Origin of the sequence: Pseudomonas sp. 22085 (assembly GCF_052045815.1) — a bacterium.
GTDB lineage: Bacteria > Pseudomonadota > Gammaproteobacteria > Pseudomonadales > Pseudomonadaceae > Aquipseudomonas > Aquipseudomonas glycinae.
Window position 1 is genome coordinate 137,783 of record NZ_JBQEQA010000013.1, and the last position, 15,135, is coordinate 152,917.

At 61.0% G+C, this 15,135-nt stretch carries 13 protein-coding genes; 4 read left to right on the forward strand and 9 right to left on the reverse strand.

The window, feature by feature from the left end; translation table 11 throughout:
- Position 1 precedes the first annotated feature (1 nt).
- Together ACTJK7_RS17625 and ACTJK7_RS17630 are read left to right on the forward strand one after the other, a co-directional pair.
- Positions 2 to 940, forward strand: coding sequence for an MlaD family protein (locus tag ACTJK7_RS17625; protein ID WP_108558913.1), 939 nt, complete (start codon positions 2 to 4; stop codon positions 938 to 940).
- The gene (locus ACTJK7_RS17630; RefSeq protein WP_064379590.1) at positions 937 to 1,563 is read left to right on the forward strand and encodes an ABC-type transport auxiliary lipoprotein family protein; all 627 of its coding nucleotides are present in this window, start codon (positions 937 to 939) and stop codon (positions 1,561 to 1,563) included. Before ACTJK7_RS17625 ends, ACTJK7_RS17630 begins: the two co-directional genes overlap by 4 nt.
- Before the next feature lie 3 nt (positions 1,564 to 1,566).
- Here the strand turns inward: ACTJK7_RS17630 and ACTJK7_RS17635 are convergent, their stop codons facing one another.
- From ACTJK7_RS17635 to ACTJK7_RS17655, 5 genes are all read right to left on the reverse strand, one after another.
- Positions 1,567 to 2,796 carry a nucleoside recognition domain-containing protein gene (locus ACTJK7_RS17635; RefSeq protein ID WP_064379589.1) on the reverse strand — a complete coding sequence of 410 codons (1,230 nt, stop codon included), beginning with the start codon at positions 2,794 to 2,796 and terminating at the stop codon, positions 1,567 to 1,569.
- 216 nt (positions 2,797 to 3,012) lie between these two features.
- The gene (gene gltP / locus ACTJK7_RS17640) at positions 3,013 to 4,344 is read right to left on the reverse strand and encodes a glutamate/aspartate:proton symporter GltP (RefSeq protein ID WP_064379587.1); all 1,332 of its coding nucleotides are present in this window, start codon (positions 4,342 to 4,344) and stop codon (positions 3,013 to 3,015) included.
- A 697-nt stretch (positions 4,345 to 5,041) separates the two neighbouring features.
- Entirely contained in the window at positions 5,042 to 5,506 is a 465-nt protein-coding gene (locus ACTJK7_RS17645) for an inhibitor of vertebrate lysozyme family protein (RefSeq protein ID WP_064379586.1), read from the reverse strand.
- A gap of 2 nt (positions 5,507 to 5,508) precedes the next feature.
- A complete protein-coding gene (locus ACTJK7_RS17650) occupies positions 5,509 to 5,673 on the reverse strand; it encodes a DUF1328 domain-containing protein (protein ID WP_003177151.1) in 165 nt (54 codons plus the stop codon).
- A 67-nt stretch (positions 5,674 to 5,740) separates the two neighbouring features.
- Positions 5,741 to 6,025 (reverse strand): hypothetical protein, encoded by a 285-nt coding sequence (locus ACTJK7_RS17655; protein WP_323150471.1) that lies wholly within the window; start codon positions 6,023 to 6,025, stop codon positions 5,741 to 5,743.
- Between the two features lie 427 nt (positions 6,026 to 6,452).
- Here ACTJK7_RS17655 and algB point away from each other — a divergent pair, with 427 nt between their 5' ends.
- The gene (gene algB, locus ACTJK7_RS17660) at positions 6,453 to 7,799 is read left to right on the forward strand and encodes a sigma-54-dependent response regulator transcription factor AlgB (RefSeq protein ID WP_007954049.1); all 1,347 of its coding nucleotides are present in this window, start codon (positions 6,453 to 6,455) and stop codon (positions 7,797 to 7,799) included.
- 10 nt (positions 7,800 to 7,809) lie between these two features.
- Positions 7,810 to 9,600 (forward strand): KinB sensor domain-containing domain, encoded by a 1,791-nt coding sequence (locus tag ACTJK7_RS17665; protein ID WP_064379583.1) that lies wholly within the window; start codon positions 7,810 to 7,812, stop codon positions 9,598 to 9,600.
- On the opposite strand, the gene ACTJK7_RS17670 is transcribed toward ACTJK7_RS17665, so the two are convergent.
- The 4 genes from ACTJK7_RS17670 to ACTJK7_RS17685 form a co-directional block, all read right to left on the reverse strand.
- On the reverse strand, positions 9,597 to 11,213 hold the full coding sequence (locus ACTJK7_RS17670) for an EAL domain-containing protein (protein WP_011331772.1): 1,617 nt from the start codon (positions 11,211 to 11,213) through the stop codon (positions 9,597 to 9,599). The two genes, ACTJK7_RS17665 and ACTJK7_RS17670, sit on opposite strands and share 4 nt — an antisense overlap.
- Before the next feature lie 72 nt (positions 11,214 to 11,285).
- Positions 11,286 to 12,065, reverse strand: a complete 780-nt coding sequence (locus tag ACTJK7_RS17675) for an N-acetylmuramoyl-L-alanine amidase (RefSeq protein ID WP_108558917.1) — start codon at positions 12,063 to 12,065, stop codon at positions 11,286 to 11,288.
- Between the two features lie 101 nt (positions 12,066 to 12,166).
- Positions 12,167 to 14,257 carry a diguanylate cyclase gene (locus tag ACTJK7_RS17680; protein WP_440779335.1) on the reverse strand — a complete coding sequence of 697 codons (2,091 nt, stop codon included), beginning with the start codon at positions 14,255 to 14,257 and terminating at the stop codon, positions 12,167 to 12,169.
- Complete coding sequence (locus tag ACTJK7_RS17685; protein ID WP_064379577.1) at positions 14,254 to 15,132, reverse strand: endonuclease/exonuclease/phosphatase family protein; 879 nt, start codon at positions 15,130 to 15,132, stop codon at positions 14,254 to 14,256. Before ACTJK7_RS17685 ends, ACTJK7_RS17680 begins: the two co-directional genes overlap by 4 nt.
- Positions 15,133 to 15,135: the final 3 nt, after the last annotated feature.

Genomic DNA, 15,135 nt, shown 5'->3' on the forward strand with positions numbered 1-15,135 from the left:
CATGGAAACCCGAGCCCATCATGTATTGATCGGCCTGTTCACGGTGATTGTGGTGGCAGGCGCCCTGCTCTTCGGTCTGTGGCTGGCCAAGTCCAGTGTCGACACCGAGTTCAAGGATTACGAAGTCGTCTTCAACGAGGCGGTCAGCGGTCTGTCCCGGGGCAGCCCGGTGCAGTACAGCGGGATCAAGGTCGGCGACGTGGTCAGTCTGCGCCTCGACCCGAAGGACCCGCGTCGAGTGTTGGCACGGATTCGCCTGGCTGGCGACACGCCGGTCAAGGAAGACACCGAGGCCAAACTGGCCTTGGCCGGGATCACCGGCACCTCGATCATCCAGCTCAGCGGGGGCACGCCGCAAAGCCCGAAACTCAAGGGCCATGACGGCAACCTGCCGACCATCGTCGCCTCGCCTTCGCCCATCTCGCGGCTGCTCAGCGACAGCAACGATTTGATGAGCGGGGTCACGACGTTGCTCAATAATGCCAATCAGATGTTCTCTGCCGACAACATTGAGCGCGTGAGCAAAACCCTCGAGCATCTGGAGCAGACCACCGGCTCGATCAACGATCAGCGCGGCGACCTGCGTCAGGCCATGCAGCAACTGGCGACGGTCGGCAAACAGGCCGGCAACATGCTTGAACAGACGTCCGCGTTGATGCGCAACGCCAACGGCCTGCTCAACGATCAGGGTAAACAGGCGCTCGGCAGTGCCGAACAGGCGATGAAATCCCTGGAGCAAAGCAGCGTCACCATCAACGGCCTGCTCAGCAAGAATCAGAATTCCCTCGACAGCGGCATGCAGGGCCTCAACGGCCTGGCCCCGGCGATCCGCGAACTGCGCGAAACCCTGAACTCGCTGCGCGCCATTTCCCAACGCCTGGAGGCCAACCCCAGCGGTTACCTGCTGGGCAGTGACAAGAACAAGGAGTTCACGCCATGAAGCTGACTCGCCTCGCCCTCCTCGCCGGCTTCACGCTGATCGGCGCGTGCTCGATCCTGCCCAAGTCCGAACCGCTGGACGTCTACCGTTTGCCGGCCGCACAGGCGCCCGCCTCGGCCGGTTCGGCATCTACGCAGCACTGGTCGCTGCGCCTGAACAAACTGCAGGCCAGCGAAGCGCTGAACCGACCAAGCATCGCGGTGATTCCTCAGGGCGATGTGATCAGCAGCTACAAGGCCTCGCGCTGGAGCGATCCGGCGCCGGTGCTGGTGCGTAACCGCTTGCTCGATGGTTTTCAGCGCGATGGCCGGGTATCGCTGTTGAGCACCGACGACAGCAATTTCCAGGCAGACCTGGAACTGGGCGGCAGCCTGCAGGCGTTTCAGACCGAGTATCAGGGCACACAGGCCAGCGTGGTGGTGCGTGTCGATGCGTTGCTGGTGCGCGGTTACGACCAGCGGATTCTCGCCAGTCGCCGCTTTGAAGAGCGTCAGCCGCTCAGTGATGTGAAGGTTCCGGCGGTGGTGGCCGGATTCGGGCAGGCCAGTGATCGTCTAACCGCGAAGGTGGTGGCGTGGGCGGTGGAGCAAGGGCAGAAGGTTGCCCCACCTGCCCGGCCTTGAGGCTTAACCGAAGAACCAGTAGCAGACACCGATAGCGCCGAGCACGCCCGCGAGTTCGGCCAGCAGCGCGCAACCTACGGCATGCCGGGCGCGCTGGATGCCCACCGCGCCGAAGTACACCGCCAATACGTAGAACGTGGTTTCGGTGCTGCCCTGGATCGTTGCGGCCACCAGCGCCGGGAAGCTGTCCACGCCCGAGGTCTTCATCGTCTCGATCAGCATCGCCCGGGCGGCGCTGCCGGAGAACGGTTTAACCATGGCGGTCGGCAGCGCATCGACGAAGCGCGTGTCCCACCCTGCCCACTCCACCAGATGGCGGATGCCGTCGAGGCCGAAGTCCAGCGCGCCCGATGCGCGCAATACGCCGATCGCGCAGAGCATCGCCACCAGATACGGCAGCAGGTTCTTGGCCACGTCGAAACCTTCCTTCGCACCTTCGACAAAGGCCTCGTAGACCTTCACCTTGCGCAAGGCGCCGATCATCAGGAACAGCATGATCAGGCCGAACAGCGTCAGGTTGCCGAGGATCGACGACAGCCCCGCCAGCGCAGTGGCCGACATTGTCGCGAGCAACGCCATGAAGCCGCCGAGGATCAGCGCGCCGGGAATCAGGTAAGCCAGCACCACCGGGTCCCACACGCGCAGGCGCTGCATGAACGCCACCGACAGGAAGCCGACGATGGTCGAGCAACTGGTGGCCAGCAGGATCGGCAGGAACACCAGCGTCGGGTCCGGCGCGCCTTGCTGGGCGCGGTACATGAAGATCGTCACCGGCAGCAGGGTCAGGGACGAGGCATTCAGTACGAGGAACAGGATTTGCGCGTTGCTGGCGATGGTCGAGCTGGGGTTGAGCTCTTGCAGCGCCTTCATGGCTTTGAGGCCGATCGGCGTGGCGGCATTGTCCAGGCCCAGGCCGTTGGCGGCGAAGTTCAGGGTGATCAGGCCCAGCGCGGGATGTCCGGCTGGAACTTCCGGCATCAGCCGCAGGAACAGTGGCCCGAGCACTTTGGCCAGCCATTCAACGATGCCGGCCTTTTCGGCAATGCGCAGGAAACCCAGCCACAGGGTCAGCGTGCCGAACAGCAGCACCATGACTTCGACCGACAGCTTGGCCATGGCAAAAATGCTTTCCACCATCGCCGCGAAGATCCCGGCGTTGCCGCCGATCAGCCATTGCCCCAGCGCCGAAACGGCTGCCACGACGAAGAAGCCAAGCCACAGGCCATTAAGCATCAGTCAAATCCCCCGGAAGATGCGGCGAATGATAGCGGGGTCGCCAGAAACGACAAACCCCGGATTTCTCCGGGGTTTGTTGGTAAGGCTTGCATCAACCACTGTGGGAGCGGCGGTGCGACGACTCGACTTGCCCGCGATGGCGGTGTTCATTCAGCGAATTTGTTGAATGTGCGCACCTCATCGCTGGCAAGCCAGCTCCCACAGGGTGTTGCATCAGTTTTTGGAGATTTCACCGGCCGGCAGTTTTTCCTTGCTGCGCCAGTGCGGCAGCGAGTTCCAGTAGCGCTGGCCCTTGGCGTCGTCGTACATGCCTTCCCAACGGGCGATGACCAGTACGGCGAGGGCGTTGCCGATCACGTTCAGGGCGGTACGCGCCATGTCCATCACACGGTCGACACCGGCGATGAACGCCAGGCCTTCCAGCGGAATACCCACGCTGCCCAGGGTGGCCAGCAGTACCACGAAGGACACGCCCGGTACGCCGGCGATACCTTTGGAGGTAACCATCAGGGTCAGGACCAGCAGCAGTTGCTGGCTGATCGACAGGTCGATGCCGTACAGCTGAGCGATGAAGATCGCCGCGATGGACTGGTACAGGGTCGAGCCGTCGAGGTTGAACGAGTAGCCGGTCGGTACTACGAAGCTGCAGATGGCTTTCGGTGCGCCGTAGGCTTCCATCTTCTCGATCACCCGTGGCAGCACGGTTTCCGAGGAAGCGGTGGAGTAAGCCAGCACCAACTCATCCTTGAAGATGCGCATCAGCTTGATCACCGAGAAACCGAACATCTTGGCGATCAAGCCCAGAATCACGAAGGCGAAGAAGGCGATGGCAACGTAAACCAGGATCACCAGTTTGGCCAGCGGCAGCAGCGAGGCGAAACCGAAGTTGGCCACGGTCACCGCGATCAGGGCGAATACGCCGATCGGGGCGTAGTTCATGATCATGTGGGTGACTTTGAACATGCTTTCCGAGACGCCCTGGAACATCTTCACCAGCGGCTCGCGCAGGTCAGACTGCAGGCTCGACAGACCGAGACCGAACAGTACGGAGAAGAAGATGATCGGCAGCATCTCGCCGCGGGCCATGGCCGCGAAGATGTTCGACGGGATCAGGTTGAGGATGGTCTCGATGAACGCGTGTTCATGCTGCACTTCGGCGGCGGTCGCCTGGTACTTGGAGATGTCCACAGTGCCCAGGGTGCTCATGTCGATGCCGGCACCCGGGTGGAACAGGTTGGCCAGCAGCAGGCCGACAACGATGGCGATGGTGGTGACGATTTCGAAGTAGATGATGGTCTTCAGGCCGATGCGCCCGAGCTTCTTGGCGTCGCCCACGCCGGCGATGCCGACGATCAGGGAAGAGATAACGATCGGGATCACGATCATTTTGATCAGACGGATAAAGATATCGCCTGCCGGTTGCAGGACATTGCTGATCCACCAGGCCTTTTCGGCACTGAAGTGGTTGAGCAACGCACCGATTGCAATTCCCAATACCAGACCGATGAGGATCTGCCAGGCGAGGCTAAGCTTTGCCTTCTTCATTATCTTTACCCTTACTTGCGTTTGACTCAGGCACATGCAGGAACTGGAACGCTCATCAGCGGAAAAGTCTGTGCATCTGCCTCCGTATAAGGTGCCCCGAAGCGCGTGTTTACGGCTCTCCGGCAGGCGAAAAAAGGCGCAACTATTCCGATGCAAGGTTGCGCCGTCTAATGCCGTAAACGCCTACCCTATGCCGAATCGGCATGAGCTTTTTTAAATGAAACTGGCGTCCCAACCGGTTCGAATACGACATTTCGGCAGGCATAAGTGCCGTGAACCGGCCATTACAGCGTAGGTTGGTTATTTTTTGAACGAGTGATTTCGACGAAAAATTTAGGAAAAAGCCTACGTTCGGAAACTAAATGTCCGACTTGGTGGATCGACTCTTTCTCGATATACGGTCGCCAGGAAACACCGCGAAATGCTTTCGCACGCAGTGTGGGCGATAAAAATGAAGAGCAGAACGCTCTGGATCAACGTTTTGTCACGTTGAAAACTCAGCGCAAGTCCGTCAAACCGCTTCGGCTGGCGAACTTGCGTCGCAGCTTTTACCCTGACCCGGCCCTCATCGCAGGCACTCCCTGTACCCGTAGGTCACTCCGACCCTGCAACAGTCAGAACATCCCGGCCCCCTGGTCATGCGCCGGCCTTCCTCGGGCCGACGCAATGGAGGACAGCCTTTCGGCTGTCCTCGTGTTCAATACCAGTTCGGATCTTTCTTCAGCGTTTCCATCAGAAGATCCTGCATGCCCTGATCGGGTTTGCCGAGGAAGCGGTAAGTGGCATGTCGCGTGGGCGACTTGTCGGCCGGCAATCCTTCGGGCACATCGACCAGCATGGCGTAAGCGTCTTTCTTGTCGAAGCTGAAGGCGACGATCAAGCGATGGTTCATGCACTTGTCTGCGGATTCGCAGAGCGGGCCGACCAGATACTTGTCGCCATCTTCGGTCACGGCATTCATCTGCTGGTCAGGCGTGCCGGACAGGTTCATCACCCATTCCGGCAGGCGTTCTTCCTTCTTCACCACGCCTTCCCAGGTTTCCCTGTATTGCGGGTCTGAACTCAACAGTTCGTTGACCCGCGTCTGGCCGTCATTGGCCGCAATCGCCAAGGCACTACCGCCCAGAAGCAGGGCGGCAGCCAATGTCTTTAAACCCTTCATGTTCAACCTCGACCGCGACGGCCAAAGAAGAAGGAAGCGATGAACATCACCAGGAACACGACAAAGAGAATCTTGGCGATACCCGTGGCGGTGCCCGCGATACCACCGAAGCCCAGTACTGCGGCGATGATGGCAATGATCAGGAATGTGATTGCCCAGCTCAACATGGTGATTCTCCTTGCTTCTATTTAGGGATGTTGCCGGTCTCGGCGCAGCGGCGCCCAGATTCGTTGATCAGAAAACCCAGCGTTCTTCACGGGGCATGTCGCCCAGTGGCTGTGGCTGGTCGACGTCCATCATGCGCATCGCGCCGTTGTCGGCCTGGCTGCTGCTGACGGCGCTGAAGTGCGTCTGCGTCGCGTGTTGCATGGAAATCAGGGGCTCAGTCTGCTGGCTCTGCTCCCAGCGCAGATATTGCTGGCAGGCGATCAAAGTGATCAGCAGCGCAAGTGCGCCAAACAGGGCCTGCTGCAAGTGCAGTGGCGAGATACGCATTTGGGCGGCACGTGGGCGAGTCATCCTGGGTTCCTCACTCTTGTTCGATTGGGGCAGTGCATATCTGCCCGGGCTGAAAGAGGTATTGCAGCCTGCGTGCCAGCTTTTTTGTTTGAAAAAAACCAATAAAATCAGCTAGTTACAAACGGTGTGAAAATTCCTGACGACGCATCCTGCACGATGGTCCGCATAGGGTCGTGCGTAATGCACGATTATTTCGTAGGAGAAATCATTATTTTTGAATTGAGGACAGGGTACGGATGTCAGAAAAGTAGGCAGGAAACCGACCTGAAACTGTGCGATGTTTAAAAAACCAATGAAATCAGTTGATTAGCCGTTAGGGCAGGAGAGAGCTACCCTGCAATGACTCGAATCGATCAGAATCAACCATGCAACTTGCCCGATTTTTCCGGGACTAACCCAAGACATTCACTTATGGAGCGTAGGAAAAATGGAATCAGCCACTGAGCACCAAGGCCGCATTCTGCTGGTGGACGATGAATCCGCCATCCTGCGAACCTTTCGTTATTGCCTCGAAGACGAAGGTTATACCGTCGCCACCGCCAACAGCGCGGCTCAGGCTGACGCGCTGCTGCAACGCCAGGTGTTCGACCTGTGCTTCCTTGATTTGCGCCTGGGTGAAGACAACGGCCTGGATGTATTGGCGCAGATGCGCATTCAGGCGCCGTGGATGCGGGTGGTGATCGTCACCGCGCATTCGGCCGTCGATACCGCGGTAGACGCGATTCAGGCCGGCGCTGCCGATTATCTGGTCAAACCGTGCAGCCCGGATCAATTGCGCCTTGCAACAGCCAAGCAGCTTGAAGTGCGCCAGCTGTCGGCGCGTCTGGAAGCCCTCGAAGGCGAGATCCGCAAACCCAAGGACGGCCTCGATTCCCACAGCCCGGCGATGAAAGTCGTACTGGAAACAGCGCGGCAAGTGGCGGGCACCGACGCCAACATCCTGATCCTGGGTGAGTCGGGCACGGGTAAAGGTGAACTGGCCCGAGCCATTCACGGCTGGAGCAAGCGCGAGAAGAAATCCTGCGTCACCATCAATTGCCCGTCGCTGACCGCCGAACTGATGGAAAGCGAGCTGTTCGGTCACAGTCGTGGCGCCTTCACCGGGGCTAGCGAAAGCACCCTGGGTCGCGTCAACCAAGCCGATGGAGGTACGCTTTTTCTTGACGAGATCGGCGATTTTCCACTGACATTGCAACCCAAGTTGCTGCGTTTCATTCAGGACAAGGAATATGAGCGGGTAGGGGATCCGGTCACCCGCCGCGCCGATGTGCGCATCCTTGCCGCCACCAACCTTAACCTTGAGGACATGGTGCGCGACGGACGTTTCCGCGAAGACCTGCTCTATCGCCTGAACGTCATCACCCTGCATCTGCCGCCGCTGCGTGAGCGGGCCGAAGACATCCTGACCCTGGCCGACCGTTTCCTCGCCCGTTTCGTGAAGGAGTATGCGCGTCCGGCACGGGGCTTCAGCGACGAGGCTCGCGAAGCACTGCTGGGCTACCGTTGGCCCGGCAACATCCGTGAGCTGCGCAACGTGGTCGAGCGGGCGAGCATCATTTGCCCGCAGGAGCGCGTGGAAATCAGCCACCTCGGCATGGCCGAGCAACCGGCCAACAACGCGCCACGGGTCGGCGCCGCGCTGAGCCTCGACGAGCTGGAAAAGGCTCACATCGGCGCAGTACTGGCGACCGCCGGGACCCTCGATCAGGCTGCCAAGACTCTGGGGATCGACGCCTCGACCCTGTATCGCAAGCGCAAGCAGTACAACCTGTGAGCATCCGCCGATGAAACTGGCGATGAAGTTGCGGACTCGCTTGTTCCTGAGCATTTCCGCGCTGATCACCGTGGCCTTGCTCGGGCTGATGCTCGGGCTGGTCAGTGTGATGCAGATGGCCGGCACTCAGGAGGCGCTGATCCGCAACAACTTTGTCACCCTGGATCTGGGGCTCAAGCTGCGCCAGACACTCGGCGATCAACTGATCATGATGCTCGCCGAAAAGCCCGATCCCGTAGCGTTCGAAGCGTCCAAGCAGCATTACTTCCAGTTGCTCGATGAAGGCATCGCTCAGGAACAGAAAGACGATGACCGTCAGTATGGTTTCAGTCAGGCCAAAGCCGATTACCTGAGCTTTCTCGAGGCGTTCGACATCACCCGAGACCCGGCCGCCGCCCTGAGTGGTGGGGGTGATTTGCGTGAACGGTTCAACACCCTGCGCAACGGGTTGATCACCGAACACAAACACGCGCTGAACAACATCAATTCGGTCCAGCACGCCGCTCGCGACCGCGCGTTGCTGATCGCCGGCCTGTTGGGACTGGTGGGGCTGGCAGTGCTGATCATTGGCTTCGTTACCGCCCAAGGCATTGCCCGGCGTTTTGGTGCGCCGATCGAAGCGCTGGCCAAAGCGGCGGACAATATCGGCCAAGGCAATTTCGAGGTGACCCTGCCGGTGTCCTCGGCCATGGAAATCAACCTGCTGACCCGGCGCTTCGGGCTCATGGCCGAAGCCCTGCGCGAACATCAGGCGACCAACGTCGACGAATTGCTCGCCGGCCAGCAGCGTCTGCAAGCGGTACTCGACAGCATCGATGACGGCTTGTTGATGATCGACCGTCAGGGGCGACTGGAACACTTGAACCCGGTGGCCCAGCGGCAACTGGGCTGGGACAGCGATCGCTTCGGCGAGGGCCTCGGCACGGCGCTTCAGCGACCCGAGCTGGATGCACAACTGCAATTGGTACTGCGCGGCGGTACCCTTGAACGGGCACCGGAAGATTTGAGCATCGAGGTTGATGGCGAATCGCGCCTGCTGACCTACAGCCTGACGCCCGTCAGTCATACCCAGGGACATATCCTCGGTGCTGTGATGGTCTTGCATGACGTCACCGAGCAACGCGCCTTCGAGCGGGTACGCAGCGAGTTTGTCCTGCGTGCGTCTCACGAATTGCGCACACCGGTCACGGGCATGCACATGGCGTTCGGGCTGTTTCGCGAACGGGCCAAGTTTCCTGAGGAGTCTCGGGAGTCCGACCTGCTCGACACGGTTAATGAGGAAATGCAGCGCCTGATGCAGCTGATCAACGATCTGCTGAACTTCTCGCGCTATCAGAGTGGTTTGCAAAAACTCACGTTGGCGCCTTGCTCCATCGAGGAACTGCTGGAGCGGGCGCGTTTGCGTTTCGCCGATTCAGCAGCGCAGAAGGGCGTTGCCCTGAATGTCGAAGCGCAGGGCCCGCTGCCACGCTTGCAGGCGGATCAGGCGCAGCTCGATCGTGTCCTCGACAATCTGATCGACAACGCCCTGCGCCACACCGCGCGCGACGGGCTGATCCGTTTGCAGGCCCGGCGGCACGGCGAGCGGGTGATTATCAGCGTCGAAGACAACGGCGAAGGGATTGCCTACGGTCAGCAAGGGCGTATCTTCGAACCCTTCGTCCAGGTCGGCAGGAAGAAGGGCGGGGCCGGGCTTGGCCTGGCGCTGTGCAAGGAGATCGTCCAGCTGCACGGTGGGCGGATGGGCGTTTACTCGCGGCCGGGGCAGGGTACGCAGTTCTACATGGCGCTGGCGGTCTAGGCCTCGTCGTCGAGCCGGCGTCCGGCGAGTCGCCGTCCACGGGTGATCAGTTCAATGAATTGCACGGCGCTCAGGGCATGAGCGAACAGCCAGCCTTGACCGAACTTCACCCCTTCGCTGCTCAGTAGCGCCGCTTGTGACTCGAATTCGATCCCTTCGGCAATCACCTTGAGATCCAGCGCCTGAGCCATGTGAATGATGTGCGGCGCGACACCGCTGCTGGCGGCGTCATGGCCGAGTGCGTCGATGAATGCCTTGTCGATCTTCAGGCAGTCCACCGGCAAGGTTTGCAGGTACGCCAGGCTGCAATAGCCGGTGCCGAAATCGTCGATCAGCACCTGGTGTCCGACATCACGCAGCGCCTGCAGATTCTCCCGGGCCACTACCACATCGATCAGGCCACGTTCGGTCACCTCGAAAGCAATCTGCCGCGCCGCGACCCGGTGCAGGGTCAACAGCCGGGCCATGACCTGGCCGATGCGCGGCACCATCACGTCGCAGGCGGCCAGGTTCACCGAGATGTACAGCTGCGGGTTGGCTCGTAGCAACTGCCCTAACTGCTCAAGCAAGCGTTGCAGGACAAAGTCGGTCATCTGGCGAATCTGCCCCGTGTTCTCGGCCATCGGGATGAACAGGTCGGGGCTGGTCAGCGTGCCGTCCGGCCGGCGCCAGCGCAGCAAGGCTTCGGCGCCGACGCAGTTGCGACTGTCTAGATCGAAGATCGGTTGATAAAGCACCTGCAACTCGCCCCGGCGGATTGCGCCGTGCAGCTCGGCGTCCAGCGATTGGCGCTGGCGGACGATCCAGAACACCAGAACGCCGACAAACGCCCCAAGCACGAGGCAGAACGGCACCATCCACCACCAGAGCTCCGGAATGTGCATGCCCGTGCGTGGGCTGATCAGCACCAGTTGGTATTCCGGGTTGTCGGTGGGCATGCGATAGATCAGGTGCGACTGGGTAACTTGCAGCGCATTCGGGGTTTTCGGCGGCCAGGGCTCGGTGGGTGGCCAGGCCTGTGGCACGCCAAGTACCGGAATCGCTCGGGTTCCATGATCCAGCACCACCAGCAGACTGCTGCCGGGCGACAGATCAACCATGTCGGTCAGATGCCCGCGTGAGGTGGCCACGCGAAAGTTGCCGCGCCCGAGCATCAGGGCAGCGCGGTTTTCATCGGGTTCGGTGGTGGTGTTCAGCCAGTAGCTGTAGGTCGGGCCTTTGATGTCCGGAGGGCGGATCACCGACAGGCCTTCCTGGCGTGGACGGTTGGAGCAGATCCGCGTGGCGTCCATGTAAGCGGCTTCGTAGACGAAGCGATAGTTGAACGTCACTTGCTGCAACGTGGCGATCATTTCGTCGTCGCAACTGCGCAAGGGCTGGGCTTCGAGGTCGTCGAGGCTTTCGCGCAACTGGCCGAACAGTTGCTCAAGGCGCGCCAGGAACCGCTCGCCCTGAGCGTTCATTTCCTGGCTTTCGCTTTGTTCGACCTGGCGCATGGCCACGAACAGCCCACCGGTGATCAGCAGGCTCGCACTGAGGACAGCCGCGATCATCGCCAGAAACCAGGGGCGATAAAACCAGCTACGCAGCGTCTCTCGGGTAGCAACCATCATGGATATCCGAAGAATTACCAATGAGTTATAGCTGCTGATTGCGAATTCGCCCTGACCGTCGGGCGGGCGTCATTATTTTGTCTGATTCAACACCAGCAGCAACGCTGCCGTTTGCGCATCCGGCGTGCCGTCAAAGCGCGCAGGGCGGTAGTGCATCTGGAACGCTGCGAGCACATGACGGGTCGCCACATCCAGCTCGCCGGTTTGCGGCGTCGAGTAGCCCAGGCGCGCCAGTTGGCTCTGGAACCAGGTGATGCTCGGCAGTTCGGCGTTGAATTGCGCCTGCTGGCGTGCCACCGCTTGCTCGTCGGGCCACAGCCCCAGTCCTTCGTCTGCCAGGCGTTTCCACGGGAACAGCGGCCCCGGGTCGAGCTTGCGCAGCGGGGCGATGTCGCTGTGGCCGATGATGTGGCGCGGGCTGATGCCCTGGCGTTTGCTGATGTCCTTGAGCAGAACGATCAGCGATTGCACCTGGGCTTCGCTGTAGGGATACCAGAGGCGACCGGTCGGAGTGTCCTTGAAACCCGGATTGACGATTTCGATGCCGATCGAGCTGGAGTTGAGCCAGGTACGACCTTGCCATTCGCTTTCGCCGGCATGCCAGGCACGCAGGTTTTCGTCCATCAGCTTATAGATGGTGGCGTTCTTGTCGTCGCCGATCAGGTAATGGCTGCTCACCTCACCATGGGTCAGCAATTGCAGTGAGCGCTCCAGCGAGGCAGAGGTGTAGTGCACGATCACAAACTGCACGCGACTGTCGTGATTGATCGAAGGATGGCTGGTGTCGAAACGCGGGCCGCTGGCACAACCGGCCAGTAAGAGCAGCGACGCGAGCAGGGTAAAAAATTTCATGGCAGGAGGCAGTACACGCAAGACGATAATGCAACAGTGTAACGTATCGCCTTGCGCTTCGACGCTTAAAGGGCTGTTTTAAACAATATGGAACAATTGCCTCAGCCCAGCTCCACCCGGTTTCGTCCTGCGTTTTTCGCCCGATAAAGCGCCTGATCGGCTCTTTTAAGCACCAGATCGCTGTGTTCTCCCGCCCGGAACGTCGCCAGACCCATGGAAACGGTGATCGTGACGCGCTCGCCCTTGAAGTGAAACGGGCAGGCCTCGATGGCGGCGCGCAGGGTTTCCAGAAGTTTGGCCCCGACCGCCGGGGAGGTGGCGGGAAGCAGAAGGACAAACTCTTCACCGCCGAAACGGGCGATGAAGTCGTTGCCACGCATACGCTTGCGCAGGACCGTGGCGATGATCTTCAACACCTTGTCGCCTGCCAGGTGCCCGTAGTTATCGTTGATCCGTTTGAAGTGATCGAGGTCGAGCATGGCCAGGCTCAGAGTATTGCCGTGTTGCTGCCACTGGGCGATTTCCTGTTCGAGTCGTTCGGTCCAGGCGGCGCGGTTGGGCAGGCCGGTAAGCGGATCGATCAGGGCTTTCTGGCGCTGCTCTTCCAGGTGTTCGCGATAGCCCAGCGCTTCCTGTTCCATGTGCGCGACACGCTCGGCCAGGCTTTTCAGGCGTCCGGCGACTTCCTGTTCCCGGGCGTCACGCTGCTTCTGGTGCTGATCCATCGTGCCAAGCAGGCCTTCGAGGTGGTTTTCCAGCACCTGCTTGAGATCGTCCAGATCGGCCGCCTCCTGGACGCTGGTCTGCAAGCCGTCGACCTGTTCGCGGATCTGCGTGTCCATTGCTCTCGCGGCGGAGCTGTTGTCGGCGTGTCCTTCGCTGGCAGCCTGCAAGTTGCTCTGGAATGCTTCGAGGCGTTCATTGAGTTGCTGCAGATAGGCTTCGAACTCGTGCTGGCCGCTGTCTGTGATGGCCAGCATCAATGTCGCAAGATCGTCGAGGATCGGTAGCAGTTCGTACCAGTTAAGGCCATTTTTCAGCCGGTCGCGCATCGCCTCGGCTTGCGGGCGGTGGCGCTCCGGCAGGGTCAGGTCATCCAGCAAGCCAATCAGCGTGTCTTCAATGTGTCGGGCGACCGAGCTGTAGGACGGCTCTGGCGAGTCCGGCAGGGCATAGAGAATGTCATGCTCGGATTGTTCCGGATCGATGGCGGCCAATGCCTGGGCGATGGGTTCGGGCAGGGGCAGGCTGTCGAGGATCACGGGCGGAGGGGTATCGCCGGGGAGGATCAACTCGTCGGGGTTGATGGCCGTGGGCACTGCCGGCGCGAAAACCGGAGGAGGCGTGAAGGGTTGCAGCTTTGATTCCGGCTCGACGGGTTCTGGTTCGCCGGGAGCGCTGGGCGCTTCGGTGAGGATTCTGGCCGGCTCAAATGCGACCACCTCCGGCTCTGTAAAGTCTTCTGGGATTGGCTCTGGAACTTTGGATGGTTCGGCCACGGGGGCGGCGATCAGCGCTGGGCTGACGGGCGCAGTGGCGACCTGTTCAGCGCTTGTAACAGGCGCTTGCGGCGCTGGCACAGCTTCATGTGTGACGGGTGGTTGCTCTGGCTGCACTGACGGGGTCACCGCAGGAGCCTGGGCCACTTGAGCAGGGGTTTCCTCGCTGTCGCGGCTGCCGAACAGGCGCTGCAACAACCCGGGACGCCCCGGTTCCGCCGGCGTCGCCAGCTGACTCAAGGCCTTGCCCTGCAGGCCGCTGAGTTCGCTGAGCAGCAGCGGCATTTCCCTTGCCTGACTCACCCGGCCGTCCAGCTGCTTGGCGAACTTCTTCAGCGGCTGGGCCACTTCTCGGGGCAGCGGCAGGGATTGCAATTGAGTAACCAGCGCAGTCAGTGCGGTGCTGACCTGTTCGATCCGGGTTTCCCGGCGTTGCTCGGAATCGAGCACGGCTTTTTCCAGGCGAGGGAGCAGGGCGGCGAGGCCGGCGTCCATGTCATCGGTGCGCACCACGTCGCGCATCTCTTTCATGCATTGATCGACCACCCGGTCGGTGCCTTCCGCCGCCAGGGTGCTGCGCACCAGGCCGCGGCGCAGCAGATCGAGCCGGGCGTCCCATCGACGTTCGAGCTTTTCCTGTTGTTCGATGCTTTTGAGGTATTTCTCTTTCCAGCGCTGGGCTTCGTCGCTCATTCAGGGGTTCCGCGAAGGGCAGTGCTCAACGCGGGCAATGCATCGGCCGTGAGCGAACCCGGCAGACGAATCTCTACCGCGACCGGCAGGTGATCGGAAATCGGTTGCGCCAGCACTTCGACCTTTTCCAGGGTCAGGGTCGGGCTGATCAGAATATGGTCCAGGCAGCGTTGGGGGCGCCAGCTGGGGAATGTCGCTTCGAGTTGCGGGGCCAGCAGGCCGAGGTCGCGCAATGGCGAGTGTTGCAGCAGATCGCTGGCGTGGGTGTTCATGTCGCCCATCAGCACCTGATGCTTGTAGCCGCCGATCAGCTCGCGGATATAGGCCAGTTGCATGCTGCGAACTCGGGCGCCGAGCGCCAGGTGCATCATCACCACCACCAGTGCCTCCGGGCCTTCGCCGAAGCGCACCAGAATCGCCCCGCGCCCCTTCGGACCCGGTAAAGGGTGGTCTTCGATCGCCCACGGCCGCAGGCGACTGAGCACGCCATTGCTGTGCTGGGCCAGTCGGCCAAGATTGCGATTGAGTTGTTGATACCAGTAGGGGAAGGCGCCGAGCTGGGCCAGGTGTTCGACCTGATTGACGTAGCCTGAACGCAGGCTGCCGCCATCGGCTTCCTGCAGGGCGACCAGATCGAAGTCGCCGAGCAGATTGCCGATCTTTTGCAGATTGCTGGAGCGCCCGGGGTGCGGCAGCAGATGCTGCCAGCTGCGGGTCAGGTAGTGCCGATAGCGCTCGGTGCTGATACCGACCTGAATATTGAAACTGAGCAGGCGCAGACGGCTGTCTGCGGGCAGGCCCGTCGATTCCAGGTGATGCTCGTTGACCTGCGGTTCATGCAGGCCAACGACGCGTTCGGCTCCCCAGCGGCGCATGGC